The organism is Hymenobacter jeongseonensis, from assembly GCF_015694725.1.
GTDB classification, from domain to species: Bacteria; Bacteroidota; Bacteroidia; order Cytophagales; family Hymenobacteraceae; genus Hymenobacter; species Hymenobacter jeongseonensis.
Genome location: NZ_JADQDQ010000003.1, coordinates 570,404 through 596,482, shown reverse-complemented (window position 1 = coordinate 596,482; position 26,079 = coordinate 570,404). Strand labels below are relative to the sequence as shown.

Below are 26,079 nucleotides of genomic sequence, written 5' to 3'. Positions count from 1 at the left end.
GGGCCGCCGGGTCCGGCGGCCCGGTGTCGGGCTCGTGGCAGACGAATCGGGCGGAGACGCGAAGCACGGCGGCGCGCTACTTTCGTCCATGCTCACGTTACTCTTCGCGGCTCTGCTGATGACCACGCCCACCCCACCCGCCGAATGGCGCACCCCGTTTGAAACCGGCGGGGGCAACACCACGGCCACACACGCCGAGTGCATTGCCTATTATCAAAAGCTGACAAAAGCGTATCCGCAGCAGCTGCAGATGGCCGAGGCCGGCCCCACCGATGCGGGCCAGCCGCTGCACGAAGTGGTGCTTTCGGCTGACGGCGACGCCGACCCAGCCAGCACGCGGCGCAAAAACCGCCGCGTGCTGTTCATCCAAAACGGCATTCACCCCGGCGAGCCGGAAGGCATCGATGCCAGCATGATGCTGGCCCGCGACCTGGTGCAGCAGCCCAAGCTGCGCAAGCTGCTCGCAGGCGTCACGGTGGTCATCGTGCCGGTGTATAATGTGGACGGCATGCTGAACCGCAACGCCACCACCCGCGCCAACCAGAACGGCCCCGCCGCCTACGGCTTCCGCGGCAATGCGCGGCACTTGGATTTGAATCGGGACTACATCAAGCAGGACTCGCGCAATGCCCGCTCCTTCGCGGCGCTGTTTCAGAAGTGGCAGCCCGATGTTTTCGTCGAAACCCACACCTCCAACGGGGCCGACTACCAGTACACCATGACGCTCATTGCCACCCAGCACAGCAAGCTGGCTCCGGCGCTGGGCAGCTACCTGCAAACCCAGCTGCTGCCGGCCCTCTACAAAAGCATGGAGCAGAAAAAGTGGCCCATGACGCCCTACGTGGACTTCGACGGCCAAACGCCGGAGAGCGGCCTGCGCGCTTTTCTGGAAACGCCGCGCTACTCCACCGGCTACGCGGCACTGTTCAACACCATCGGTTTCATGCCTGAGACGCACATGCTCAAGGCCTTTGCGCCCCGCGTGCACGCCACGTATGATTTCCTGAAAACCATGCTCGAAACCGTGGGGCAGCAGTCGCAGGCCCTGGCCGCCGCCAAGGAAGCCGCCAATACCGCCCTGGCGGCCCAAACGGCCTTCCCCCTGGCCTGGGCCCTGGACGAAACCCAGCACGAAACCGTGCAGTTCCGGGGCTACGAGGGCCGCACCAAGCCAAGCGAAGTGAGCGGCCAGCCCCGCCTCTACTACGACCACGCCGCGCCCTTCACCCGCCCCGTGAAGCACTTCAACACCTACAAACCAACCGTGAGCGCGCGCCGGCCCAGCGCCTATGTTATTCCGCAGGCCTGGGGCGAAGTGGCGGAAATACTACGCCGCAACGGGGCCACGCTAGTGCCGCTCACGGCGGAGGTAACCGCGCCAGTGGAGGTCTATTATTTCGAGGATTACAAGACTTCGCCGCGCGCTTACGAGGGCCACTACCTGCACAGCCAGATAAAGCTGCGCACCGCCACCGAAACCGCCACTTTCCACCCTGGCGACTTTGTGGTGTACCTCACCGCGAACTCGCCCATCCGCTACCTAATGGAAACACTGGAGCCGCAGGCCACCGACTCTTTCTTTGCCTGGGGCTTTTTCGACAGTGTGCTGCAGCAGAAAGAGCATTTCTCAGACTATGTGTTCGAAGACCTCGCCGCCGACCTGCTCCGCCGCAACCCGCAACTGCGCGAGCGGCTCGAGCAGCTCAAAAAGCAGAATCCTGCCTTCGCCGGCAACGGCGCCGCTCAACTGGAATGGGTGTACCTAAACTCGCCGCAACACGAAGCCGGCTTCAACCGCTACCCCGTGGCGCGGTGGCTGGGCCAAGGCCAGCTGGCGGCCAACTAAGCAGCTCGCCACGCCCAAGCCAGCGCCGCTTCGTGGGTTGGGCCAGTGTATTGGCCTTGCCCAACGGCCAGATTCCGGGCTACGCGCTACTACAATAATTCAGTTTAAAGCCCGAAAGGCCCGCCAGCACGTTTGGCGGGCCTTTTTCTTTTCCTGACCAAAAACCTCTACTTATTTCCTTGCCCACCTGTAACAATGGAAACCGGGCGGCATCAGAAAGACAACCAAAATATTTATCCTTCTTTCTTATGAAACGCTCCTTACTATTGCTTGTCTGCTTGGTTTCGCTACTGCAATCTGCGGCTTTGGCCACGGCCCCCACCCCCACAGGCCTGCGGGTGGAGGTAATGGGAAAAAAGGGCGGCCGGCCCCTGCTGCTGGTGCCGGGCTACGTGGCCCCCGGCGAATTGTGGCGCGAAACCGCCGCCGCGCTGGCCAGCAACTACCAGTGCCATGTGGTGACGCTGGCCGGCACCGGCGGCACCGCGCCACTAGCCCTGGCGCCCACCGCCTCGTACTACGCCGCCTATGCCCAAGCGCTGGCCAACTACGTGCGCGCCAACAAGCTGAAACAACCCGTGCTGGTGGCCCACCAAACCGGTGGCATGATGGCCTTGCGCGCCGCCACCGACTTTCCCGAGCTTTTCGGCGGGCTGGTGCTGCTGGAGGCCCTGCCCGCACCTTTTGCCGTGGCCAACCCCGGCCTAACCCTCGACTCGCTGAAGCTACCTGCCCGGGATAAAATGCTGCCCATGATGGTGAACATGCCCCATTCCACATTTCTCGAACAGCAAAAAATGTTCATCGGCACCTGGGCGGCTGATACTACGCAGCAGCGCCGCATTTTGGCCTGGGCCGCGCAGGCCGACCGCACCACCTGGGCCAATATCGTGTACGAGAGCATGGCCACCGACCTGCGCCCCGCCTTGTCTCAGCTGCGCGTGCCGGTGCTGATGCTCGGCATTTGGGTGGCCGGCAAGGCCGTGCAGCCCGACCTGACCGCCGATAAAGTGAAGCCCCTGTTTGAACGGCAGTTTGCCAAGGCCGGGGCCGGGGCCGAAATCCGTTTGCACAACACGGCCCGTGAGTTTATGATGCTTGACGACCCGCAGTGGACCGTGGCCAACATTCAACAATACCTAACGGCCTATCCGAACAAGCGGTAGTACTGAAATTTCCAAGAAAATTCATACATTAGAATCCATACATGCCATTCTATCTCGGAAGGCATTTTGAATTCTAACCTGCTTTCCCCCTTTCTGCATGTCGGCGGCTGCAACATCGCACTTTGATGAGTTGTACAGGACGCATCGCCGCCGCGTGCAACGCCTGTGCTTGGGCTACTGCGGCGGCAACCCTGATACGGCCAACGACTTGCTCCAGGAAGTGTTTTTGCGGGTGTGGCTGAACTTGGGCAAATTCCGGCAGGAAGCTGCGCTGAGCACCTGGCTCTACCGCATCAGCGTGAATACCTGCCTGCAATGGATGCGCCAAACCCGGCGGCGCCCCGATGCCCCCGGCCCCGCCCTCCCCGACTTGCCCGCGCCCCCGCCCGACTCGCGCAACGTGCAGCTGGCCCGCCTACACTGCGCCTTGGCCCAACTGCCCGAAGCCGACCGCCTCTTGATGATGCTGGTGCTCGACGAGCTGCCATACCCCCGCATTGCAAAGATTTGCCAGCAGAGCGAGGGCAACATCCGTGTGCGCCTGCATCGCATTCGGCAACGCCTGGCCCAGCGCCTCCATTCCATCCCCGATGAAGACGATGGCAACTGATTTTCCCAATTCTAATGAAGACGAAAGACGCTGCCTCTGACAAACGGCCAATGCCCTAACACATCGGAGCTGCGCCGGGCCCTGGCCGCTCGCCGCTCGCTGCTGCTGACCCAGAACATATTTGGCGCCAGCAACCAACGGCACTCCTTTCCTACACCTAATCAACTCAAAAATCTCCGCCGGCCTACACGGCGCGGCGGCGGAGCCACAGCCGCCGGTACACCGCGCACTAGCAGGCCGAAACCCAGCACCGGCTACGCAGTTGGGAGTAGTATTCCAGTGATGAGGCGGTGGGTGGCGCGGACTAGTTGAGTTTGCCTTGCAGCCAGCTCACGGCGGCGCCCTCGTCGGTGAAAGTGCGTAGGGCGAAGGGGTGGCCGGGGGCATAAGCGGCGGTCATAATGTCGCGCAGCTCGTCGTCGGTGCGCAAGTGCTCGGCCCGATACGGGGCTACCAGAAAGGCCAGACGCAGCCGGGCCGGGCGCACCAGAGCGGCGGCACGGGGCAGCCAGTCGGTGGTGACCCAGCGGGCAGCGGCGACGTTGGTGGTGGGTCGACGGCGCACGTCGAATAGCCAATGTGGGGTGCCGAGGGCTTCGGGAGCTTGCAGCACGGTTTCGTATTCGGCGCGGTCGGTGCTGAGGGTGTGAGAGGTGAGCCAGCGGGCCGTGAATACGTCGAGGTCGGGCCGGTAGGCAAATTGAAAAGTAAGCGCAGGGGACATGAAGCGAATTGACGCGGGAACGGTGGCGTAAGTTACGGCTGGGGAGCAACTCGCCCGCGGTTGCTGTTCTCCTTATCCCAATGCCTTAATCAACCTTGGCACCGGCACAGCTTGGCGGCTGCGCATTTTTCTATCCCGCTTCCGTTTCAGCAAATCACCGACTAATCAGCCTTGTTCGCGGGATGCGGTCCATAAAAAAAGCCCCGCATACCAAGTGGTACGCGGGGCTTTTTATTGGGCCTTATGGCCGCTTACCGGCGGCGGCGCGGCTTTTCGTCCTCGTCCTCGTCGTCATCCTCGCCGAAGGTGGGCATGGTGAACATGGACGACAGCAAGTCCTTAAACTGCGCACCGCTGGTGAGGCGATTGCGCGAAATCAGACTGTGCTCGGCCAGGCCGTGGAGCAGGAATTCCATGAGGAAATAGGTGTGCTCCGGCGTTTCGTTGGGGTGCAGCTCGGTCACGATGTCGCGCAGGCCAGGCACTTGGTCGAGGGCTTTGCGATAGTCGGCGGTGCTGGCGTCGTGCAGCAAATCCAACGTATTGCCGTTGCCGAACCACTCCTGAATGGCCTTGTAAGGCGAAGGACGGTTCTTGAGCTTCTTCGACTTGTCGGGGTCAGGAAAGAACTGCAGGAACAGCGTGCGGATGGCCTTGCCCATGAGCTTCTCGGCCACGATGCCGGCGCCTTCCTGCTCGCCCTCATACACCAGTTCCACCTTGCCGGTGATGGCGGGGACGGCCGAAATGAAGTCTCCGATGCGGACGTAGGTGTTCTTCTCCCCGTTGACGAGGGCGCGGCGCTCGGCCCCGGCAATCAGCTGCTCGTAGGCCGAGATGGTGAGGCGGGCCGATACGCCCGATTTAGCATCCACGAACTCGGAGCCGCGGGCTTCGACGGCCACTTGCTCCACGAGGTCGTGCACCACTTCGTTGCTGGTCACCATGCCCTTTTGCTCGTCTTTGATGCGGGCTTCCTGCTTGGTGATGCGCTTGCCGATTTCGATGGATTTCGGGTAGTGCGTGATAATCTGGGCGTCAATCCGGTCCTTGAGCGGCGTCACGATGGAGCCACGGTTGGTGTAGTCCTCGGGGTTGGCCGTGAAGACGAACTGGATATCGAGCGGCAGGCGGACCTTGAAACCGCGAATCTGAATGTCGCCTTCCTGCAAAATATTGAACAGCGACACTTGGATGCGAGCCTGCAAGTCGGGCAATTCGTTAATCACAAAAATGCCGCGATGCGCCCGCGGAATCAGGCCGAAGTGAATCACCCGCTCGTCGGAGTACGGCAGCTTGAGCGTAGCAGCCTTGATGGGGTCGGCGTCGCCAATAAGGTCGGCGACCGAAACGTCGGGCGTGGCCAGTTTTTCGGTGTAGCGCTCGTCGCGGTGCAGCCAAGCCACGGGGGTATTGTCGCCGTGCTCGGCAATGAGGTTTTTGGCGAATACCGACAGCGGTTGCAGCGGGTCGTCGTTCAGCTCGGCACCGGCCACTACGGGCATGTATTCGTCGAGCAGGTTGATGAGCAAGCGGGCAATGCGGGTTTTGGCCTGGCCGCGCAAACCGAGCAGGTTGATGTGGTGCCCGGCCAGAATGGCGCGTTGCAGGTCCGGAATCACGGTTTCGTCGTAGCCGAAAATGCCCGGAAATACGTCCTCTTTGTTTTTGAGCTTGTTAATCAGGTTTTCCCGCAATTCAGCTTTCACGCTGCGGGATTTATAGCCACTGGCGCGGAGCTGGCCCAGGGTTTGGATGGTTTCGTGCTTCATGGAGACTGGTAAGGGGAAACAGGCTTCCCGGTTCCTTTAACCGGGAATAGCGGGCGGAGGTTCAGGCCGACCCGCCCAACCGCTTGCTGCACGTGAACCGGCCCGGTTATTTACCGCCTTCCTCCTGACCCGCTGGGTCCTCTACTGCTTACAGAAGAGGCACAAAGCGCCTCCCTACGCAGCATTTTACAGATGAGGCTGCGCTAAAAAGGATAAAATAACCCGAACTCATCAATTGCATTTTTTGATAGAATTGCTGTTTTTTAAGAATAAGACGCCGGCTTCCCCTCCATCTTATTCCTGCGAAAACATGAAAAAGCCCCTACCCATCCTCGGCCTTTTGATAGGCATGTTGTTGCTGGCACTGGCCGGCTTTGCCGCGTTTGAGAGCGAGCGGAGCATCCCGCCCCAACAAACGCCAGTGGTGGCACCGGTACGGCCCAGCACACCGAAACGCGTGCTTCAGGGGGAAAAAATGGTGGCCCTGATGTGCGTGCATTGCCACCGCGACCCGTCCACCAAAACGTTATCGGGCCGCCCCATGCCCGACTTGGGCACCGACTTGGGCAATCTGTATTCGGCCAACATCACCAAAGACCCCAAATTCGGCATTGGCGAATGGACCGACCAGCAGGTAGTGACCCTGCTGCGCACCGGGGCGGGCCCCGATGGCCGCCCGCGCCTGGGCATGCCGCGGTTTGCCTACCTCACCGACGAGGATGCCTCCAGCATAGTGGCCTTTCTGCGAGCCGAGAACCCACTGACGCGGGCCACCTCCCTGCCCAGCCACCCCCAGGAATTCTCGCCTCTAGCCAAGTCCCTCATGTCCACGGCCCTCAAGCCCATCCCCTTAGTTAAGCACCTCGCCGATGCGCCCCCCGCATCTCAGCCCGTGGCCTTGGGGCGATATTTAGTGATAGGCCGGTATCAGTGTTACTTCTGCCATTCGCAAAGCATCAGCACCAACAACGAAGCCAACCCAGAACTATCCAAAGGCTACCTCGGTGGCGGCGACAAAATGCTGGACGATGACCTGCAAGTGCGCATCAGCCGCAACCTGACCATGGACCCCGAAACCGGCCTCGGCAAGTGGAATGAAGCCCAATTCAGCAAAGCCGTGAAATTTGGGATGGCGCCCACCGGTATTCTACACGGGCCGATGCCCAAGTTCTCCACCCTCACCGACGATGAGGTGCGCGCGCTGTGGGCTTATTTGAAAACTGTTCCCAAAATCAAAAACGCCACCCCGGAGGATGGCGCCGTGACTACCAAGTAACAAGAGTACTAGCTGCGGGTGAAACAGATACATAAAAGACCGTCATGCAGAGCACAGCGAAACATCTCGCGTGCATTAACTAATTAGTGGTGGCACGCGAGATGCTTCGCTGCGCTCAGCATGACGGTCTTTTATGTATGACCTAATTCCTAATTACAGCGTTTTGCGCCGGTTTTTCTTGTAGTCTTCGAACACAAGATGACCAAGGCCTTTCAAGCCCGAATAGTAAGCTTTGCCCTGGTTCACCTCAGTGAATTCCTCCACGAATTTCTGCAAATACGGGTCAGAAGTAATCATGAAGGTGGTGATGGGAATCTTGACGCGGCGGGCGGCGGCGGCCAGGTTCAGGGTCTTGTTCACCACTTTGCGGTCGAGGCCGAAGCTGTTTTTGTAGTAGCCACCGGGCTCCTTCAGGCAGGTGGGCTTGCCGTCGGTAATCATGAAAATCTGCTTGTTGGGCGTTTTGCGCTTGCGGAGCAGGTCCATGGCCAGTTCCAGGCCGGCCACGGTGTTGGTGTGGTACGGGCCCACTTGCAGGTAGGGCAAGTCCTTCACCTCAATCTGCCAAGCGTCGTTGCCGAATACGATGACGTCGAGAAAATCCTTGGGGTACTTCTGCTTCACGAGCTCGGCCAGGGCCATGGCCACTTTTTTGGCCGGCGTGATGCGGTCCTCGCCGTAGAGAATCATGGAGTGCGAGATGTCAATCATCAGCACGGTGCTGGTCTGGGACTTGTGCTCGTTTTCGCGCACTTCCAAGTCGCCCTCGGTCAGCATAAACTCGCCACTGTCCATGCCGTGGTTGAGTTGGGCGTTGCGGATGGATTCAGTCATCTGAATCGACTCCAGCGAGTCGCCAAAGCGGAATTCGCGCAGGTCGGTGCTTTGCTCGTCGCCCTGGCCGGTGTGGGGCGTGCGGTGGTTGCCGGTGCTACTCTTCTTCAGCTTGCCAAAAATCTCCTCCAGCGCCGACTTGCGGATGCCCTGCTCGGTTTTGGGAGTGATTTTGAATTCGCCTTTTTCCTGCTCGTTCTCATCAATGTAGCCTTTCTTTTTAAGGTCATCGATGAAATTGCCCATGCCGTAATTATCGTCGGTGAGGCCGTATTGCTTGTCGAGCTCGTTGAGCCATTGCAGGGCCTCGCCCACGTCGCCGGAGGTGATGGTAACGAGCTGCATGAACAGCTTAAACAATGATTCAAAGCCCTTTTCGGGCTGGTCTTCGGGCACAAAATCGCGGAAGCGGAAACCAACAGCCATACGTATCTAATATCTAGGGATAGGCGCGTAAAACAACGACAGCGCGGGCAATGTTCATTTCTAAAGCACCGCGAAGCTCCAGCTTCGCGGCCCTGGGCGGGAGGTTCCTGCCATTTCCCTTCAACGATACGCAAAGCTGGAGCTGCGCGCTACTTTCCCACCCATGAAAGCCATTTGGAATAACACTATCATTGCCGAAAGCGACGACACCATCGTCATCGAGAACAACCACTACTTCCCGGCCGATGCCATCAAAAACGAGTTTTTTGAAGACAGCATTGCCCAGACCACCTGCCCCTGGAAAGGCCGGGCCAGCTACTACTCCCTGAATGTTAACGGCGAGAAGAACAAAGACGCCGCCTGGTACTACCCCGAGCCCAAGGACGCCGCCAAAGAAATTAAAGGCCGCGTCGCGTTTTGGAAAGGCGTGAAGGTGGAAAAGTAAAACCGCTACTCTTGAGCTAGTCATGCAGAGCGCAGCGAAGCATCTCGCGCGCTAATTAGTTTGAGCACGCGAGATGCTTCGCTGCGCTCTGCATGACGGGCTTTATCACGAATGGCTTTATGATGTGAGGGTAATCATCTTGCATCTTTTCATATAACTGCGCAAGAATCGGGTTTTCCGCCTCTTTAAGAAGTGCGAATTTTGTAGTCAATCAGCAAGCCAATCCCATGACTGACTACGACCGCATCGCCGCCGCCCTCGCGCACATCAGGGCCAATTTCCTGCAGCAGCCCAGCCTGGAACAAATGGCCGAAGCGGCTCATTGGAGCCCTTTTCATTTCCAGCGCAAGTTTCAGGAATGGGCGGGGGTTTCGCCCAAGAAATTCCTGCAATACCTGAGCCTCGCCCACGCGAAGAACATGTTGCGTCAGGAGGCATCGGTGGCCGAAGCGGCTTACGAAACCGGGCTATCCGGCACCGGCCGCCTCCACGATTTATTCGTGACCCTAGAAGCCATGACACCCGGCGAATACCGCCACGGCGGCGCGGCCCTGGCCCTGAAGTACGAGTTGGCCGAAAGCCCATTTGGGCCTTATTTGGTGGCGTCAACTACCAAGGGAATTTGCAAGCTCTCATTCTTCGACGACGCCAATACCGCAGTGGCCGAATTGCACCAAGAGTGGCCCAATGCGGCCATCCGCAACGCGCCGTCTCCGTATCACGACGAAGCGGCGCGGTTTTTTGCACGCAACTTTTCACCCAACGAGCGGCTGCGTTTGCACCTGAAAGGGACGGCGTTTCAACTCAAAATCTGGGAGGCGTTGTTGCGCATTCCGGAAGGCCAACTCCGCACCTATTCCCAACTAGCCGAAGCGGCAGAAAATGGGGCGGCGGTGCGGGCCGCAGGCACCGCCATCGGGGCCAACCCGGTGGGCTACCTCATTCCCTGCCACCGCGTGATTCGCGGCACTGGCGAGTTGGGCCAGTACCGTTGGGGAGCCACGCGCAAAGCCGCTTTGGTGGGCTGGGAAGCCGCCATAACAGGCGTTGATTTAGTGGTGTCTTAACCAAAAAAGCGGCCCGCCTTCATGATGAAGGCGGGCCGCTTTTTCACATTACCACAAAGAACTTACGATATCCATTTGAATTTGTATTCCAGCTTGGGCACGGGCATGCGGTCGGCTACGCGGCGCAGGCGGTTGGGCAGCGCCATGATGTAGTCGCGGGCCTTTTCGGCTTGGCCGTTGAGGTCGGTGATGTGCTCAATTTTCCAATCCTTGATAAGCGAGTCGAGGATGTCGGTGTAGTCGGAGCTGGTATACACGCCGATACGCTGGGCGGCGTCGGTGAAGTGGCCAAACGTCTTGCCCATTTCGATGCCCATTTCGCGCATGTAATGGGCGGGCATCACAATTTTCTTGCGCATCATGTCCTCGAAGGCCAGCATCATCTCGCTGGGGTCCACTTCGAAGATTTTCTCCACAAAGGTCTTGTAGACCCGGGCGTGGCGGTTTTCGTCGCCGGCAATCATACCGCAGATTTTCGAAAGCTGGTCTTCGCCGGCGGTGCGGGCGAGTTGGCCCACACGACGGTGCGAAATATTGGTGGCCTGCTCCTGGTAGCTGGTGTACACAAAGGCGCGGTACGGGTCGTGGGCAGTGCCGAGGTCGAAGCCGTCGTTGATGAGGTACTGGGTGCTCACTTCGAACTCGCGCATGTTTACGCGGCCCGAGAGGTAGAGGTAGCGGTTGAGCAAGTCGCCGTGACGGTTTTCCTCGGCTGTCCAGCCCCGAATCCACTGGGCCCAGCCGTTGTCGGGGTCGCGGTTCAAGTCGTCGAGCTCGTGGAACCAGGCTTCGTAGTTGGGCAGGGCTTCTTCGGTGATGGTATCGCCGATGAGCACGGCGAGCAGGTCGTAGCTCAGGTTCCCGGCTTTTTCACGCAGTTCTTTTACCTGGTCAAAAAAAGAATCAAGCCGCGAGTCCGGCAAAAAGTCGGCGGGCTGCCAGCTGTCTTCCACACTTTTGAGGAAGGTGCCCATGTTAGCTTTGAGGAAGCCCTCCATGTGCTGGAGAACTTCGGCGCGGGATGTCATAGTGGACGAAAGCATAAAAGGGGCAGGAATGCGTGAGTAATAAGTAAAGAAACGCTTTTGCCGGGGCAAAGGTCTGCCGTTGAGACGCCGGGTCGGGTATAAAATTATGGCATTAGCAGAATGCAAACCCGCAATTAACACGCGCCACTTCTGCAAAGCAACAAAATCGACTCACGCGGCTGGCCGCATCACCGCACCGCGGGCTGGTAAAACCGATAGGATGTATCGGCCGGTAAGCTAGCCAACGGCCGAAGGTCGACTGTAGATTCTGTACCCGTTTTGTAGCGAAACCGACGGTTCAGCCAACGTGCCGTCTCGGCTGTGAGCAGCCACTGTGCGGTAGGCGAAGCACGGGCTAGGCGGGACAGGGCAGCGGTTTGGTCAGCAGTACCCAAAAGCCGTTGCCGCAAGCGTGGCTGAGAAGGGTCCTGGGTTTGCCATCCAGTGAGCAGCAGCGTGGCCACCGAGCTCGGGTAATAAACGCGAAACGGGGAAAGGCTTTTGAGCAAATCGGTGGTACCGCCCAGCACCAAAACCGTGCCTCTGGTGCGCTGATTGAGTTGCTGCAGAGCTGTTTCGTGCCGCTGTCGCTCGGCGCCCAGCACATGGCGGCGGTGTATGGTTTTGGTTGCGTAAAGCGCTAGGGCTAGCACTCCCAGTCCCCCGAACAGCCGGCGCAACAGCGGCGGCCATGCCTGCCTGAAAGGAGTTGGCAGTGCTGATTTTTCCGGCGCGGTCAAGGGCAATGTGATTAGAGAATTCCGGGCGGTGTTGGCTAAGAAAACCAGATTGGTCAGCAGCCAGAAATCGAGGATGGGCAGGGCAAGGCGAGGCGGCAATTTGAGTAAGCCAGCGAAGAGAATCAGCAACCCCAAAAAGCCGATTTGCACGAGCCAAAATTCCGGCCGGCGCTCGGGGCGGCGGGTCGTCGCAAGCACCGTGACGGCCAAGGCCAGAAGCATAGGAAAATAATCGCGCACCAAGAGCCCAGCGCGAACGGCCAGCTTGGCGGGCACCACGCTTCCGATAAATGCCCGGGCATTGAAAACGTAGACCCGGCCAATAAGCGACTCGTTCACCACCGCCGTATCGCCGAGGAGCCAGAGCTCAACGGCAGCCGTGCCCAAGCTGTCGGCGGGAGTTTGGGGTTGTGCCTCGAGTTGGCGAAAGTCGAGGATGCGGGCCAGCGACTGGTACTGGCGTTGGGCACGTTGGTCGGCGGGTGTTTCGACCAAGGCAGCCATGCCGAAAGCAGACACCAGCACGAGGCCGCTGCCCACTACCACGGGCCAGGCGCGGCGCCAGGAACCCGCCAGCAAAAAGGCCGCCGGCAAGGCAATTCCAACGCCTAAAACGGCCAAGGCAGGACGCATGAGCCACGCGCCCAATACACAGGCCAGCCCAACGAGCAGGGCCCACCGCTTTGTGGGGCGCTGAGCAGCAAATACCACCCCCGCACCGGCCAGCAAAATACCCGCCCGCACATGGCTAAACCACAGCCAATGCTCCACCCACGCCACACAGAAAAACAAAACCAGCGCAAGAATCGGAGCCCGGGATTCCAGCCGGAAGTGCACGCGAAAAAGCCCATCCAGCACCGCGAATACTAGCACCGTGGCCAGCAGCAATAACCCGGAGTTCAGCAGGCCAAACCACGCAACCCCGGGCACCGCCGAATATGCTGCCGCCAGCGCATGCCCATAGCCGTGGAAATAAAGCGGCACCGAGGAAACCGGTTTCAACGCCAACACCCCCGAAAAAAGCCAGGCCAGGGTTCCGTCGTCACTGGTTTCGTAGTAGCTGCCCAATACGGCTAGTGTGGCCAGCACCAGCGCCACGGGCAGTAGCACAACGCGACTAAAAATGGCTAAACGGGAATGACTCGGCACTGTCGCTTCTTATAGGTTGGGGCAACACCAATTAGTAAAGGCGAGACATTCGAGCGGCTCCGCAGTACATGAAATCATTGACCCAACTTGTGTTAGGCCCGCTCTTGGTTGAATGCCAACGTTGCCTTCATCGCCAACTGGCTCCCGGCAGCCAAAGCTAAGTCCAGTAACGTGGGCTTGGTTGCGTGGCGCAACAGGACGAAGAGTTTTAGCGCTTCGGCAAAACGGCGGCGGAGGATAGCCTGGCGCATTTCCCAGCGCACGCGGGTGGCCAGAGCGGTGCGCTCATCGGAGGTTTGCAGCAAGGCCAGGGCTTTTTCGCACACCCGAATGGTGGAGGCCAGGTATGGGTCGTGGCGCTGGTAGGCGCGGCTGCTCATACTGCGCGGGTGCTTGCGCTTGCGGGTAGTCACGGCATCGAGGTACAGAAACTGCCAGGCGCGGCTGGCCCGCACCCAAAAGTCAAAATCCTCGTAGGCAAGTTCTTCGTCGTAGCCACCCAGGCTGATGAGGCAGGCCCGGCGCATCATCATGGTGGGCGTGCTGATGAAATATCGGCGCAGCACCTCGGCAAACACCCAGCCGCTGGCTGGCCGGGGCAAGACCCCACCCGCGCGCCCCGCCCGGTGATGGAGGCCGAGCACCTCACCGTCTTCGGCAATCAGTTCGGCATTGGAATACACCACGCCGACGGTGGGTTCGGCCGCTTCAAAAGCCGCCACCTGCTGGGCCACCCGCTCCGGCAAAAGCACGTCGTCGGTGGCAAAATCAATCACCAGCTCGCCGGTGCTCTGCCGGAACGCGGCATTGAAGGCACGGCAATTCCCAACGTTTTCAGGCAGCAGCAGCAATTTCCAGGTGGGATTTTGCGCCGCGTACTCCCGCAGAATAGCGCTGCTGCCATCGGTGCTGGCATCATCCACCAACCATACTTCCAGGTTCAAATGGGTTTGGCTCAGAATAGAATCAAGCGCCTCGTGCACGAATGGCGCGTGGTTGTGGCAGAGCGCCACAATGGTTACAAGGGGCAATCGGCTGGTGGCTGAACAACGGAGAAAGGGCGAACCAGGCATGACTTACAGGCCGCAAATGAACTGAAGAAAAGCCTTTATCCGTGTTTGGGCGCCATGGCGTGAATGACAATACAGGCCAACAGCAACAGCCCGTAGCGCCCGGCATGAGCCCACACCGCCCCGTGCAGGCCAAACCGGGGCAGCAGCAGCACCAGCAATGCCCCAAATACTACCGCCGAGGCCGCCTGCACCGCGATATAGGGCCCGGTGCGCGCCCTGGCCGTGAGCTGAAAAATGAAAAGCCAACTCAGAAACTTGGCCCAATCCCCCAGCAGCTGCGGCGCGAGAAACTCCCGGGCCCCGAGCAGGTGCGGCGCAAACAGCAGCGGCAGCAGCCAATTGCGACAGGCAAAAATCAGCACCAGGCCCGCGGCCAACACCGGCGCCACCAGCCCCAGCACGCCCTGCAAATAGCGGCGGGCCGCGCGTGGGTCGGTGGCCAACGCGGCCAGCCGCGGGTAAAAGACGCTGCTCATTACCGCCGCAAATACCATGGTGTAATTATCCGATAGCTTGGCCACCGCCTGCCACAAATCGGTGCGGGCCGGGCCAAAGGCGCCCAGCAAGTAGTCGCGCAAAACATAATCCACCGCCTTGCCAAAGAGCAGCGAGCTCACGGCCATCAGCAGGAACTGGCTCAGGCCCCGCAAGGCGCCGCGACTGATACGGGCCCCTGGTTTCAGGTGCTGCAGAAGGCCGGCCCGGGCCGCCAGCACCAGCGCAGGCACCAGCGTGAGGCCTTGTGCCAGCAGATAAGCCAGCAACACCACATTGAGCGGCAGCTGGCGCCACAAAGCCGCCGCCGCTGCCCCAGTACCCAGCGCGGCCAAAACGACCGTTAAACCAATGTGGTCGCGCAGTCGCCCGGCCGCCAACAGGGCCGCGCCCAGCAAACTTTGCCCCGTGAGCAGGCCGATACCGAGCACGAACGCAGCCAGGCTGGGCCACCCCCACCCCAACAGGCCCCGACTGGCCAACGCAATGGTGCCCACCAGCAACGCACCGGCATTGAGGCCGGCCGCAGCCCCCAGCCACGCGCGGTAGCGGGGGCTGCCCGGGCGCAGCGGCGCGAGGTATTTCACCATACCTACCTGCACCCCGTCATTGGGCAGGGTGGTGAGCAGGGCCATCAGGTTTTGGAATTGAGCCAGCAGCGTGAGGCCGCCAGCGGGGGCGTACACGGCAAACAGCTTATTCAGAACGAGGGCGCCCGCGCCGCGGGCCACCACGGCCACGCCCGTCCCCAACGAGCCGCGCACAAAGCCCCGCCAAACGGCGCGGTGCGGGGGGGATGAGGCAGCAGAAACTTGGAACACAGGCGGCGGGGCAACAAAAAAGGAAAGTAAAGAACGGCACCCTGCGCCATTCCCTTCTGCCATAGCTACAGCTTTTTGCTCCAGCTCAGCCGCAGGCCGGCCACACCGCCCAAGTGCCGCTTAAAGCGGAGCAAAGAAGCATTGGGGCCGGTATCGAGCGTAGATGTGCCGAGGTCGAGTACGCTGATGTCGCTGGCTTTTGCGAAGGCATGCAGGCCTTCGTTCAGGAGTACCACCGGGCTCAGGGCATTGCAGCGCAGAGGACTGGCCGGATAAAAATTATACAGCACCTGCTCATTCACCCGAATGGCAATGGTAAGGGCCGCCCAGTCGCCATTAGGCTGGCGGACGGAGAACAGGAAATGTTCCCGGGGAAACCGCCGAAACAACTCCTGCACCCGTTCCAGCGGCAACGATAACGCCTGCCCCCGCTCCTGCCGGCAGGCCTGAATAAACGCATAAGCGGCCGGCAGCAAAAAGGGCGGCTCCTGCTCAAAATGCAGCCCATTGCGCCGGCATTTGTGCAGGCGGCGGCGCTCCGAAGGGTGCAAGCCGGCTTCGTAAGCGCGGGCGGGGTTGAGGTGGTAATTCTGTTCGGCCAGCACCACGCGGTAGCCGCGCTGCCGCAGGGTTTCGGCCAGCACAGCGGCACCGCCAGGGTCGTAAGCAAATGGGTAGCTGCGCAGGGCAACTTCCCGAATTCCTCGGTGCAACAAGGCCCCTTCCACTGTTTCAAACAAGCCGTGGAGGTCGCTTGTGGTAACGCCGGCAGCCAGCTGCACGGCGCCGAAAGGGGCCTGAGCGGGACTCTGCGCCAAGCCGCGAATAACGTCGAGGGCCAAATGAAACTGGGCGACGGTGCGGCCCGCCCGCTGGTCTTCCAGGTAAACGCTGAGCCCTGGACCGGCAGCGGGTTGAAGGGCCTGGTGCTCGGGACGCAGGTACAAAAAGGAGTCGAAGGCCAGCGGGAGGCGCGGGGCGGCGGGCCCGCTGGAGCCGCTTTCGGCCAGCCAAACCTGGAGCCCGGACGCGGCGCGTCCCGTGCCCGTTTCGGCGATAACCAATGGTTCTGTAATTTTCAAACTGCAATTTTGTGGCGCTGCGGGCAAAGTACGGCACTGAACCGGCGCTCTGCTACCTTAGGCTCTACTGGTACGTAAACGGCAAACAATTTGTCGCTACTGCGGGCGGCTGCTGCCCACCCTCTTATCCATTGCCAGGCCTTGGGGCCACTTCAGCGCCCCTGTCAATTCGCTTTTCATCCCCATGACTCCAACGAATACAGCCCCCAAACCGGCGCCCATTATTGACATGGATTTGGACCAGGACGGGGACGACGGGCACGGTTCCGCCTACGGAATTACCGACCGTGAGGCCACCCTGCAGGCGCGGCACCAAACCGAAACGCTCGGCCAGCGCCCCGGCTCCCTCATCATTCGGGAGGGCGCGCTCAAGCCTCGCCTCTTTCTGTATTCTTACGACGACACCACCTTCATCGAGGCCGAATACCCCCGCTACGATGACCTGTGGGCAGCCTTCCGGGCGCGCCCGGAGCTGAAGCATTGGATTGACGTGCGCGGCTACGGCGACCTGAGCCTGATGGAGCGCCTGATGGAAGACTTCGACCTGCACCCGTTGCAAATGGAGGACGTGCTTGGCGACTACCAACGGGCCAAGGTGGACGTCTTCGGCGACAACCGGCTGTTTCTGGTGTCGCGCATGACGGATTTCACCTCCGAGCTGGAAATCGACGACGACCAGCTGTCGGTCTTTACCGGGCCAAACTACGTAATCACCTTTCAGGACGACTACGAGGACTGCCTAGATTCGCTGCGCAACCGCCTGCGCGGCAATTTCAGCACCACCAAGCGCCGGCCGTCGCTGTACCTGGCCTACGCCCTCACCGATGTTGTCATCGACCACTATTTTCCCACCATGGCCGCCATTGGGGATTACCTCGAAGGCCTGGAAGACCGGATATTTTCGGAGCGCCGGGAGCGCCGGATGCTCAACCGCATTTTGCGCATCAAAAAGGACATTGTGCGTTTTCGGCGCCTCGTGTACCCGGAGCGCGACAAAATCAGCGAAATCCTGCGCCTGCCCGACGAGGTGATGCCCGAGGAAATCAAGGTCTATTTCAAAGATGCCTACGACCACTCCATGCAGGCCTTGGACCTGGCCGAAAGCTACCGCGAAAACATCACCAGCCTCACCGAACTGTTCCTCTCGGACCAAAGCAACCGGATGAACGAAGTGATGAAGGTACTCACCATCATCAGCGCCATTTTTATACCGCTGAGCTTTGTGGCCGGCGTGTACGGCATGAACTTTCAGCGCGAATCCCCGCCCCAAGGCCCGAACCCGCTCAACATGCCCGAGCTCTACCAACCCTGGGGCTACCCTGCCGTGCTCTCACTCATGGGCCTGATGGTTATCGGCCAGCTCTATTATTTCTGGCGCAAAGGCTGGCTGTCAAAACAGCGCTGATTCCTTAATCCCACGCGCCAGCGGCCCGTAACTGGCGCGTCACCTGGCCCACTCGTTCTTCGACGGAGCCCTCCACCAGAGTGTAGGGGATGCCGTAGAAGTCCAGTTGCATGAGAATGGTGCCGTGCTGGAAGCTGCGCAGGGCCTCAGGCCCGCGCCAGCCGTCCTGCTCGAAGGGCACGGTGGGCGCGCACACGAACGTATGGGCGTAGCGCTGCCCACACACGGCCGCCAGCGCCCGCAAAATGGGGTCGCAGCGGTGGAAATAGTAGTAGGAATAAAGCGCCGTGGTGGCCGCGTTGGTATCGCAAAAAAGCACGCTTCGAGCTTTCCCGATGGCTTCGTCTTCTAACTCAACGTGGCGCCGGGCAATGTAGAGCAGGTCTTCGTAGTCGAGATTTCCGTGCTTTTGTTCGTGCAGTGTGCGGCCGTACTCCGGCACCCACACCGTCTGGCACACCTGGGCCAAAGCTGCGCACAGCGTGGATTTGCCGCTGCTTTCGGCCCCAAGAAACACCACGCGGGGCACCGTTGCGGGGGACACCGTGCCGAGCTCCGCGGCCACCAACGGGTGCAGGAACTGCGCATGCTCGGCTGCGTTGCTTCGCAGCTTCGTGCCCGACACCGGCACCTGCCGGCGTGGTGCATCCACGGCTACGTGCGCCGCGCCCAGGTGCTCGGCAAAGCCGGGACCGTACGATTCGCTGCTGAAAACCACGTCTATCGAGATACCCCGCTGCGCCAGCCAGCGTTGCACAAATGTGCGGTGCGCGTCATCGTCCGCGTCATCGGCGGGTATGCCATCTGCTTCGGCGGAAAGGGCAAATACGCGTAGCGGCGTTGCGCCAATGCGCGCTCCCTCGGCCATTTCATCGCCGCGGTACAGTTCCTGAATCCAGCGGGCCCGCGTGGCGGCAGGCATAGTGCCGGAATCGGGGTTGGCATAGACCATCACGACCAAGTCGGTGACCTGAGCGGCGGCGGTTTCGAGGAGCAGCTGGTGGCCTTTGTGGAAGGGCCAGAATTTACCAACCACCAGGCCCATACGTGGGGAAATTGACATCAGACAGTTGGGAGAATAGTTTGGCTAGGGCAAGCCCACCTTCAGCTCGGTACGACGCAACTCGCGGCCCACAATGCGCACGAGTTGGTACGAGTCGGACGTGGCATCGTAGCTCAGGCCCACGCCGCTGCCGGTGCTGGGCACGGGCGCCCCGCCCAGCAGGCGCCCCTTGGCATCGTATAGAAATACCTGGCCCGGCCCCGGCTCGGTGATGGCCACCAGCAGCCGCCCTTTCCCGAAATCAAAGAATTGAACGGGCTTGGGCCCGGAGGTGACGAAGCGCTGGGTGACGAGCGGACCGGGTTGATTGGGCAGGTACACATCGAGTTGGTTGCCATCTTCCCGAATCACAACGCAGGTGTTGGCCCGTTGCGCTGGCACCAGCTGGAAGCGTGCCGTGCGGCTCCAGGTCGCCACACGCTTGCGGCTGATAATGTCGCCGCTCAGGCTGAACGTTATCAGTTCGCCGTGCTGGTTCACCATCTTAAGCTGGGTACGGCTCAGGGTAGCGCCGGGCTGCACCAGCACGCCGCCCGCCAGCCGCGCGCCCATGCTCAGCGGGAAACCAGGAAACAGGTTGCCCTGCTGGTCGTAAGCATACACGTAGCCGTTTTGCAACGGCACAAATACTACATCCCGGCTATTCACGCTGAATACCGCCGGCAGGCCCGCCAGAGGGAAATCCAGCCGCTTGGGCTGCCACCCAGAAAACAGCCGGCCTTTGGCATCCAGCAGCAGCAGTTCATTACTGGACGTGACGACCAGTAGCCGGGCGGGCGCCGCGGGGCCCGGCCCGGCCAGCAGCGCCGTTGCCCGCACGGTATCGGGCAGGTGCAACGGGAAAGGCAGGATTTCGGCGCCCTCGTTGCCCATCAAATGCAGCCGGTTGCCGGCGCCGGCCAGCAGCCCGCCGGGCACTCCCCCGCCGCCTGGCAGCAGCTGCACGCCCACGGCGGGCCCGGCCAGCGTATCGGACCACAGCACCGAATTATCAGCACTCACATAATGCAGCGCCCGCACCGAATCCTGCACTACTACAGCCGGGATGCGGGTGCCGAGGGCGGGCAGCAGCGTGGGCATTCCGGTTAACGGGTGCTTGAAGGTGAGCACCCGTCCATTGGCCGCGGCCACGCCGGGATGCGCCGTGGCTGGGCCCAGGTCGGGGTGGCGTAGCAGCAGCTGGGTGAAATACTGGGCATCAGGGACCGACTCGTTGTCGGCCGGCACCAGCTGCATCGCCATTTGGGGAAAACGCTTGAATAAGGCTTCGTTACGCAATAAGCCCGCCCGGCGCTCTTCCGTGAGCACCCCCAGCAAGGCATTCCAGCTGTTGCGCGTGTCGACGAGGATGCTCAATCGCGCCCGGGGCAACGTTTCCTGCAGAAAAGCCACTTGCGAAGGGTTTTGCGACCAAGTGCGGCCGGCCACAACGTCGGCCAGATAGCCGTTCAGGGTCAACTGGTCGGACAGCACCAGGTAATTTCCAACCACCACGCTCGCGCCGGGCCGGGCCTCAACTGCATTGGGCTGGGCGGGGTTCAGCAGTGGGCCGAGTACGGCCTCCTCGGCAAAGCCAACCGGGTGCACTTGATAAGGCCCTACATTGGTGAAAGACGGCGAATTATTGTTTAGACGGCGCAGCAGGGCCAGCCACCGTTGGGTGCGCGCCGGCGTGGGGCAATGCACGAAGGCGAGGCGTCCCAGCCGACTGCTGGCGGCCGGCGCAGCCAAGTAAGCAATGGCCATCTCGCCCCCAAACGTGGCCCGCAGGCTATCGAGCGCCGCGCCGTTGCCCAGCGAATCGGCCCGCGCGCCGGCCGGCCGGGGCCAGGTGCGGGCGGGGTTGGCCGCAAGGTGCAGCAGCAGCGCGGTGCGCATGCTCATCATGGGCGTCAGGCCCAGCGGCAGGGCGCGCTGGCCCCGCAGCCGCTGTTGCAGCGCGCCTTTGGCCGTTTCGGGGTTGGAAAACCCTTGCAACTGCACCCGGCTACCTATCACTTTCATGCCCAACAACCCCTCCGAAACCAACCCGGCCAAATGGTCGAATTGCCCGTGGGCTTCGGGCCGGAACAGCACATCCAGAAACTGGGGCAGGCGGCGGTAATTAACCATGAGCGTCGCATCCATGCCCCGCACCCGCAGCAAATCGGTGGCGCCAAACGGGGTGAGCACCGTGGGCTCGTCGGGGTGCGCCACCCGGCGCACAACGGCTTCCACCAACCCCGGATTGGTACTGATGAGCAAATGGTTGCGGTAGTTGAGGACGGTGAGGCTGGTTTCGCTGCTGCGCTCGGTGAGCACGCTAAACTCGTGGTCTTCGTAGTCCCGCGTGGTGAGGCGGTAGCGCGGGTCGCGGCCCAGCGTTTCGAGCAGGCTCCGCACCTGGCGGTATTCGCTCACCCGGGTCAGCGGTATTTGGTAGAGCACGTCGAACACCGCGGGCCCGGTGACGTGGATGGACGTAATCACCAGCTTGCGTCCCAGCAACCCGAGCAGGCCGGTGCGCCGCCGCGAGGTGCCCCCCGTCAGGCTATCGGCCAGGGCCAGGTGCCCAGCCGACTGCTGGAAGTAGCGCACCGCTGTGAGATTGTCCCACAGGCCGGTTTCCTGCAAGCGACGTACCAGCGTGGGGTGGTCTTGCGTGCTCAGCACCAGCACGGCGTCGTTGGGCACCAGCGCGTACGGGTCAACGGGCACGGCCGCCAGCGTGCGCCGGTAGTAGACATAAGTGGCCAGCGCGAGCAGCAGAAGGAGCGCCGTGAATAACGCCAGGAGCTTTCGGGACATGCGAAGGGAAGCGGATGACGGGCGACGAAAGTACGGCCGGATGGCGGATTGGGGAGCGGCGGGCCCAAGCGTTCCAAGGTTGCGCTTCCCCGAGGCAATAACGCACTTCTCTCCTTCGCTTTTCGCGTGGCCTTTGAATGCGTGGTGTATCTTTCTGCATGTTTTTCCGGCCTCGTATGCTGTGCAAATTTTTGCTTTCTGCTTCGTGCTGCCTTGCTTGGCTGGCGCGAGCGCGGGGCAGGGATGCGGTGGCAGGGTCAGTTTTGGTGGGGGGGCTGCTGCTCTTGCCGGGCTGTTTTCAGCTACGCGAGCCCGAGCCAGCGGCGGCTTCCAGCGAATGGATTCAGCCCACTCAAGTAGATATTTTGCTGGCCAATTTCACCACTGCCGTCCAGCGGGTGAACGCGGCCAACTACGAACGCAGCTTCAGCGGGCCCGACTTCCGTTTTGTGCCCGACCCAACCAGCGCCGGCTCCACGCCAGCCCTCTTCGCCAACTGGAGCGTCCCCGAGGAAGTCACCTATTTCACCAGCCTGCGCCGCCGCACGCCCGCGGGCACCACCAATTCGCTGGTGCTCACCGACCGGCGCGACCAACTCTACACAACGGATTCGGTGGAGGTTTCGGCGCTGTACGAGCTCCGCATCAGCCAGCAGGACACTGCCTTTCGCGCCGGATTGCTGCAAGGCAACATTCGCCTCATTCTGCGGCGCCGCAACAACGAGTGGCGCATCATTGCCTGGCGGGACCAACGCACCGGCCCGGGCTTGTGCTGGACGGACCTGAAAAAGTATTTCAGCACACGCTAGCAGCGGCTGTAAAAACCCGAATGAACCGGCCGCTGGGTATGGACGACCGCAGCCACGCCGCAACAAACTCGTCCGCTCTGGCTTTTTTCAACTCATCATCACGTATATTTCGTCTTATGAAGAGGCCGTTGCGTCCGTTGTTTCCGGTGGGGCTGCTGGCCGGCATCGTGCTGATGCTGACGGTTCCGGGCTGCAATCCCTTCGCCCCGGCGCTCGACGAGGTTCCCGCGAACGAAAACGACCTGTTGGGCAACCCCGTCACCGTCCGTGGCTTCTTCGATCGGTTTCGGGCGGCCTACCAGCTGCGGGATTCTACCCTATACGGCCAACTGCTGGCGCCGGAGTTCCGGTTTACCTACCGCGACTTCGCCGCCAACCTCGACCGTTCCTGGACGCGCGACGTGGACGCCAACACCACTTACCGCTTGTTCCGGGCCGCCCGCTCCACCAACCTGCAGTGGACGCAGTACCTGCCCAGCTCCGACACCCTCGCCTCGGACACGCTGGCGAGCGTGGAACGCTCATTTTTGCTCACCATCGAGCAACGCGACAACGAGCGGTTTTCGGGTTCGGGCACGGCCCGGCTGGTGCTCGTGCGCAAAAACCGCAACGACCCGTGGCGCATGCGCAGTTGGTATGACCGCAGCGAATTTTAAGCCATTTACAGTCTCGTTTATCCGGGCTCGCCGTTCACGGCGGGCCTTTTCGTTTTCTTTGACAAAAATCTCCGCTTTTATATGACCGAACCTCAACCTTCACAACCCCATTTTCAACGGGCCATCACCCTCTTCGATGCCATTATGCTGGTCACTGGCAGCATGATAGGCTCGGGCATCTTCATTGTTTCGGCCGACATCGCCCGGAAAGTAGGCTCCTCCGGCTGGCTGCTGGTGGTGTGGCTGCTCACGGGCGTCATCACCATGGCCGGTGCCATCAGCTACGGCGAACTGGCCAGCATGTTTCCTAAAGTAGGCGGCCAGTACGTGTACCTACGCGAAGCCTTTGGCCGCCTCACTGCCTTCTTGTACGGCTGGACGCTGTTCCTCGTCATTCAAACCGGCGTGATTGCGGCGGTGGCCGTGGCATTCGCCAAGTTCACGGGCGTGCTGCTGCCTTTTTTCAGTGTGCAGAACATTCTGTTCTCAGTCGGCAGCTTCGACTTTAGCTCGGTGCAGTTGCTGGCCATCCTGCTTATCGTCGGAATCACCGCCCTCAACGCGCAAGGGGTGCGCACCGGCAAGCTCATCCAAAACGTGCTGGGCAGCACCAAGCTGATAGCGCTGGGCTTGCTCATTGTGCTAGGCGTGGCCTTGGGAATGAATTCCGAAGCCATCGCGGCCAATTTTGCCGATTTGTGGTCGGCCAGCCGGCACGCGGCGCCGGGCGTTTCGGCGCCCACCATACCCATCAGCGGCACCACCCTGGTGGTAGCCATCGGCATGGCCATGACGGGTTCGCTGTTTTCTTCCGACTCGTGGAATAACATCGGCTTTGCCGGCGAGGAAATTCAAAACCCCGAGCGCACACTGGTGCGCAGCATGGCCATCGGCACGGCCATTGTCACGGCCCTCTACATTCTCATCAACGTGGTGTATTTGCTGGTGCTGCCCATCAACGGCTCACCTGAAGCCACCACTCTGGCCGGCCGCGGCATCATGTACGCCACCGACGACCGGGTAGCCACAGCCGTGGCCGAGTCGGTGCTGGGTCGGGCGGGTGCTTACGTGATGGCGGTGCTCATCATGCTGAGCACCTTTGGCGCTAACAACGGCATCATCCTCAGCGGCGCGCGCGCCTATTTTGCTATGGCCAAGGATGGCTTGTTTTTCCCAGGGCTGGCGCGCCTCAACGGGGCTGGTGTTCCCAGCCGAGCGCTGTGGGCCCAGTGCTTCTGGGCGTGTTTGCTCTGCCTGAGCGGCAAATACGGGCAGTTGCTCGACTACGTGATGTTCTCCGTCATCCTGTTTTATGTCGTCACCATCATCGGCATTTTTGTATTGCGCCGCACCCGCCCCGAGGCGCCCCGGCCCTACCGTGCCTGGGGCTACCCACTGGTACCCGGCCTGTACGTTCTGCTCGCTTCCACTTTCTGCATCATCCTGCTTTTTGCGCCGGACACGGCAGAGTTTTCGCGCCGAGGCCTGGGCCTGATGGCACTGGGACTGCCCGTTTACTTCCTCTTCGGCCGCCGGTTCGGCAACCGTACGGCATAACGCGCTGGCATACGCACACAAAAAAGGCCTCCCGATGGGAGGCCTTTTTTGTGTGAACTTTTGAAACAGCACAGTGCCCCAGGCACCCGCAGATGCTAGCGCCGGCTCCGCCCGGCCTTGGCCCGCGGAGTCAGGGTCACGTTCACGGGCCGGCTGCCGGAGCTGCGCACCACTTCATCTTCGTAGCCGCCGTAGCCAAAAACGAGGGTGTGGTCTTTATCGTTGGGCACTTCAAAAGAGTAGTTGCCGCTGGCGTCGGTGCTGGTGCCTTTGCTGCTGCCCTTCAGCAGCACGGTGGCGCCCACCATGGGGCGGCCGTTTTCGTCCTCAATCTTGCCCGACATCGTGACGAACGCAGGCGCGGCGGGCTCGGGGGCTGGCGCAGGGGCAGCTTCTGGTACCGGCTCGGGAGCAGGTGCAGGAGCTGCTGCCACCGGAGCCGCCACGGCAACCGGCCCGGCGGCGGGGGCCACCGTTTTGGCAGCTAGGGCGGCCTTTTCGCTTGGTTTAGCGGTGGTCTTTTCTTCCTCTTCTTCTTCTTTCGCAACGGGGGCTGCTTTAAGCCCCGCCGCAATGCTATCGGCCGCGGTGGGCGTTGTGCCCGTCACGGCGGCATCGTCCAGCATAAACGACGGCGTTACCGACGCTATGCCATCGCCACCACCTTTGGGCAGGGCCACGTAGCCAATCACCAATGCCACCACTACTGCTAGTAGCACATATAACAATCGATTGTTGCCACCCGACACAACTTCTTCATCTTGGGCATCCAAGTTGGGGTCGTACTGTTCTGGCTCTGCTTTTTGTAGATTTTCGGGATTCATATTTTGGAATTAATGAAGGTGTTCAAAAGCAATTGGAAAAGGATGAAGGCTAAAGCCACTATCCCAACTAGACCCGCAAGTTAAGCTTTTGGCGCGTTATCCCCTCTCATGATTGTTTTTTTTGTACACCTGCGAAAAAAAACTCAACCGCAGCAGCGAAAGGCGTCGTGAGCAAGCGGGTATTTAACCCTTGGAAGGAGGCAAAACTCCTTCGGGAGCAGAGTATGACGAAACATCCACCTCACTCCTTCTCTACTCACATTTCGCCTCGGGCGGAAACTCCTCCTTAGCAAGTTACGCCCAGGGGCTGCTGTGAATCAGCCCAAACGCGGCAACACCAATGCGCACGGCTGTAGTGTACACAAAAAGCCCCACCCTAGCGCGGGGCCAAGAACCAGCAGCTGCCTTCGCAGCCGTAGCTCCC

At 60.9% G+C, this 26,079-nt stretch carries 21 protein-coding genes; 10 read left to right on the top strand and 11 right to left on the bottom strand.

From position 1 onward, the window contains the following. Positions 1–88: 88 nt before the first annotated feature. The 3 genes from I2I05_RS09575 to I2I05_RS09565 all read left to right on the top strand — a co-directional run bounded on the left by I2I05_RS09575 (position 89) and on the right by I2I05_RS09565 (position 3,622). Positions 89–1,846 carry a M14 family metallopeptidase gene (locus I2I05_RS09575; protein ID WP_196282003.1) on the top strand — a complete coding sequence of 586 codons (1,758 nt, stop codon included), beginning with the start codon at positions 89–91 and terminating at the stop codon, positions 1,844–1,846. A gap of 248 nt (positions 1,847–2,094) precedes the next feature. Further along, positions 2,095–3,012, top strand: coding sequence for an alpha/beta fold hydrolase (locus I2I05_RS09570; protein WP_196282002.1), 918 nt, complete (start codon positions 2,095–2,097; stop codon positions 3,010–3,012). A gap of 97 nt (positions 3,013–3,109) precedes the next feature. After that, on the top strand, positions 3,110–3,622 hold the full coding sequence (locus I2I05_RS09565; protein WP_196282001.1) for an RNA polymerase sigma factor: 513 nt from the start codon (positions 3,110–3,112) through the stop codon (positions 3,620–3,622). Positions 3,623–3,926: 304 nt separating this feature from the next. Here the strand turns inward: I2I05_RS09565 and I2I05_RS09560 are convergent, their stop codons facing one another. Both I2I05_RS09560 and I2I05_RS09555 read right to left on the bottom strand, forming a co-directional pair. Then, positions 3,927–4,346, bottom strand: coding sequence for a hypothetical protein (locus I2I05_RS09560; protein ID WP_196282000.1), 420 nt, complete (start codon positions 4,344–4,346; stop codon positions 3,927–3,929). 251 nt (positions 4,347–4,597) lie between these two features. Further along, positions 4,598–6,118, bottom strand: coding sequence for a sigma 54-interacting transcriptional regulator (locus tag I2I05_RS09555; protein WP_196281999.1), 1,521 nt, complete (start codon positions 6,116–6,118; stop codon positions 4,598–4,600). Positions 6,119–6,428: 310 nt separating this feature from the next. On the opposite strand from I2I05_RS09555, the gene I2I05_RS09550 reads away from it, so the two are divergent. After that, complete coding sequence (locus I2I05_RS09550; RefSeq protein ID WP_196281998.1) at positions 6,429–7,394, top strand: c-type cytochrome; 966 nt, start codon at positions 6,429–6,431, stop codon at positions 7,392–7,394. Between the two features lie 153 nt (positions 7,395–7,547). Here the strand turns inward: I2I05_RS09550 and I2I05_RS09545 are convergent, their stop codons facing one another. Beyond that, complete coding sequence (locus I2I05_RS09545) at positions 7,548–8,654, bottom strand: vWA domain-containing protein (protein ID WP_196281997.1); 1,107 nt, start codon at positions 8,652–8,654, stop codon at positions 7,548–7,550. Between the two features lie 163 nt (positions 8,655–8,817). On the opposite strand from I2I05_RS09545, the gene I2I05_RS09540 reads away from it, so the two are divergent. Then, the gene (locus tag I2I05_RS09540; RefSeq protein WP_196281996.1) at positions 8,818–9,099 is read left to right on the top strand and encodes a DUF427 domain-containing protein; all 282 of its coding nucleotides are present in this window, start codon (positions 8,818–8,820) and stop codon (positions 9,097–9,099) included. A gap of 227 nt (positions 9,100–9,326) precedes the next feature. Then, the gene (locus I2I05_RS09535) at positions 9,327–10,166 is read left to right on the top strand and encodes a bifunctional transcriptional activator/DNA repair enzyme AdaA (RefSeq protein ID WP_196281995.1); all 840 of its coding nucleotides are present in this window, start codon (positions 9,327–9,329) and stop codon (positions 10,164–10,166) included. A gap of 62 nt (positions 10,167–10,228) precedes the next feature. Here I2I05_RS09535 and I2I05_RS09530 read toward each other — a convergent pair whose 3' ends face one another. The 5 genes from I2I05_RS09530 to I2I05_RS09510 form a co-directional block, all read right to left on the bottom strand. Beyond that, positions 10,229–11,194 carry an acyl-ACP desaturase gene (locus I2I05_RS09530; RefSeq protein WP_230688239.1) on the bottom strand — a complete coding sequence of 322 codons (966 nt, stop codon included), beginning with the start codon at positions 11,192–11,194 and terminating at the stop codon, positions 10,229–10,231. A 188-nt stretch (positions 11,195–11,382) separates the two neighbouring features. Next, the gene (locus I2I05_RS09525; RefSeq protein ID WP_196281993.1) at positions 11,383–13,044 is read right to left on the bottom strand and encodes a hypothetical protein; all 1,662 of its coding nucleotides are present in this window, start codon (positions 13,042–13,044) and stop codon (positions 11,383–11,385) included. Between the two features lie 131 nt (positions 13,045–13,175). Continuing rightward, entirely contained in the window at positions 13,176–14,114 is a 939-nt protein-coding gene (locus I2I05_RS09520) for a glycosyltransferase family 2 protein (protein ID WP_196281992.1), read from the bottom strand. 77 nt (positions 14,115–14,191) lie between these two features. Next, positions 14,192–15,472, bottom strand: coding sequence for an MATE family efflux transporter (locus tag I2I05_RS09515; protein ID WP_196281991.1), 1,281 nt, complete (start codon positions 15,470–15,472; stop codon positions 14,192–14,194). A gap of 65 nt (positions 15,473–15,537) precedes the next feature. Continuing rightward, positions 15,538–16,554: a hypothetical protein gene (locus I2I05_RS09510; protein ID WP_196281990.1), complete on the bottom strand. Its 1,017-nt coding sequence runs from the start codon at positions 16,552–16,554 to the stop codon at positions 15,538–15,540. 184 nt (positions 16,555–16,738) lie between these two features. Here I2I05_RS09510 and corA point away from each other — a divergent pair, with 184 nt between their 5' ends. Beyond that, positions 16,739–17,959 carry a magnesium/cobalt transporter CorA gene (corA, locus tag I2I05_RS09505; protein ID WP_196281989.1) on the top strand — a complete coding sequence of 407 codons (1,221 nt, stop codon included), beginning with the start codon at positions 16,739–16,741 and terminating at the stop codon, positions 17,957–17,959. 4 nt (positions 17,960–17,963) lie between these two features. Here corA and I2I05_RS09500 read toward each other — a convergent pair whose 3' ends face one another. Together I2I05_RS09500 and I2I05_RS09495 are read right to left on the bottom strand one after the other, a co-directional pair. Further along, complete coding sequence (locus I2I05_RS09500; protein ID WP_196281988.1) at positions 17,964–19,022, bottom strand: AAA family ATPase; 1,059 nt, start codon at positions 19,020–19,022, stop codon at positions 17,964–17,966. A gap of 24 nt (positions 19,023–19,046) precedes the next feature. Then, positions 19,047–21,809 carry a hypothetical protein gene (locus tag I2I05_RS09495; protein ID WP_196281987.1) on the bottom strand — a complete coding sequence of 921 codons (2,763 nt, stop codon included), beginning with the start codon at positions 21,807–21,809 and terminating at the stop codon, positions 19,047–19,049. A 284-nt stretch (positions 21,810–22,093) separates the two neighbouring features. Here I2I05_RS09495 and I2I05_RS09490 point away from each other — a divergent pair, with 284 nt between their 5' ends. From I2I05_RS09490 to I2I05_RS09480, 3 genes are all read left to right on the top strand, one after another. Further along, positions 22,094–22,618 (top strand): hypothetical protein, encoded by a 525-nt coding sequence (locus I2I05_RS09490; RefSeq protein ID WP_196281986.1) that lies wholly within the window; start codon positions 22,094–22,096, stop codon positions 22,616–22,618. A gap of 116 nt (positions 22,619–22,734) precedes the next feature. Then, positions 22,735–23,274 (top strand): hypothetical protein, encoded by a 540-nt coding sequence (locus I2I05_RS09485; RefSeq protein WP_196281985.1) that lies wholly within the window; start codon positions 22,735–22,737, stop codon positions 23,272–23,274. An 81-nt stretch (positions 23,275–23,355) separates the two neighbouring features. Continuing rightward, on the top strand, positions 23,356–24,831 hold the full coding sequence (locus tag I2I05_RS09480; protein WP_196281984.1) for an APC family permease: 1,476 nt from the start codon (positions 23,356–23,358) through the stop codon (positions 24,829–24,831). Between the two features lie 95 nt (positions 24,832–24,926). Here I2I05_RS09480 and I2I05_RS09475 read toward each other — a convergent pair whose 3' ends face one another. Continuing rightward, positions 24,927–25,655, bottom strand: coding sequence for a carboxypeptidase-like regulatory domain-containing protein (locus I2I05_RS09475; RefSeq protein WP_196281983.1), 729 nt, complete (start codon positions 25,653–25,655; stop codon positions 24,927–24,929). Positions 25,656–26,079: the final 424 nt, after the last annotated feature.

Bases quoted from the DNA above. Each gene is read 5' to 3' on its own strand.
- I2I05_RS09575 (WP_196282003.1), top strand. From the start codon at position 89: ATGCTCACGTTACTCTTCGCGGCTCTGCTGATGACCACGCCCACCCCA.
- I2I05_RS09570 (WP_196282002.1), top strand. From the start codon at position 2,095: ATGAAACGCTCCTTACTATTGCTTGTCTGCTTGGTTTCGCTACTGCAA.
- I2I05_RS09565 (WP_196282001.1), top strand. From the start codon at position 3,110: ATGTCGGCGGCTGCAACATCGCACTTTGATGAGTTGTACAGGACGCAT.
- I2I05_RS09560 (WP_196282000.1), bottom strand. From the start codon at position 4,346: ATGTCCCCTGCGCTTACTTTTCAATTTGCCTACCGGCCCGACCTCGAC.
- I2I05_RS09555 (WP_196281999.1), bottom strand. From the start codon at position 6,118: ATGAAGCACGAAACCATCCAAACCCTGGGCCAGCTCCGCGCCAGTGGC.
- I2I05_RS09550 (WP_196281998.1), top strand. From the start codon at position 6,429: ATGAAAAAGCCCCTACCCATCCTCGGCCTTTTGATAGGCATGTTGTTG.
- I2I05_RS09545 (WP_196281997.1), bottom strand. From the start codon at position 8,654: ATGGCTGTTGGTTTCCGCTTCCGCGATTTTGTGCCCGAAGACCAGCCC.
- I2I05_RS09540 (WP_196281996.1), top strand. From the start codon at position 8,818: ATGAAAGCCATTTGGAATAACACTATCATTGCCGAAAGCGACGACACC.
- I2I05_RS09535 (WP_196281995.1), top strand. From the start codon at position 9,327: ATGACTGACTACGACCGCATCGCCGCCGCCCTCGCGCACATCAGGGCC.
- I2I05_RS09530 (WP_230688239.1), bottom strand. From the start codon at position 11,194: ATGACATCCCGCGCCGAAGTTCTCCAGCACATGGAGGGCTTCCTCAAA.
- corA (WP_196281989.1), top strand. From the start codon at position 16,739: ATGACTCCAACGAATACAGCCCCCAAACCGGCGCCCATTATTGACATG.
- I2I05_RS09500 (WP_196281988.1), bottom strand. From the start codon at position 19,022: ATGTCAATTTCCCCACGTATGGGCCTGGTGGTTGGTAAATTCTGGCCC.
- I2I05_RS09495 (WP_196281987.1), bottom strand. From the start codon at position 21,809: ATGTCCCGAAAGCTCCTGGCGTTATTCACGGCGCTCCTTCTGCTGCTC.
- I2I05_RS09485 (WP_196281985.1), top strand. From the start codon at position 22,735: ATGAAGAGGCCGTTGCGTCCGTTGTTTCCGGTGGGGCTGCTGGCCGGC.
- I2I05_RS09480 (WP_196281984.1), top strand. From the start codon at position 23,356: ATGACCGAACCTCAACCTTCACAACCCCATTTTCAACGGGCCATCACC.
- I2I05_RS09475 (WP_196281983.1), bottom strand. From the start codon at position 25,655: ATGAATCCCGAAAATCTACAAAAAGCAGAGCCAGAACAGTACGACCCC.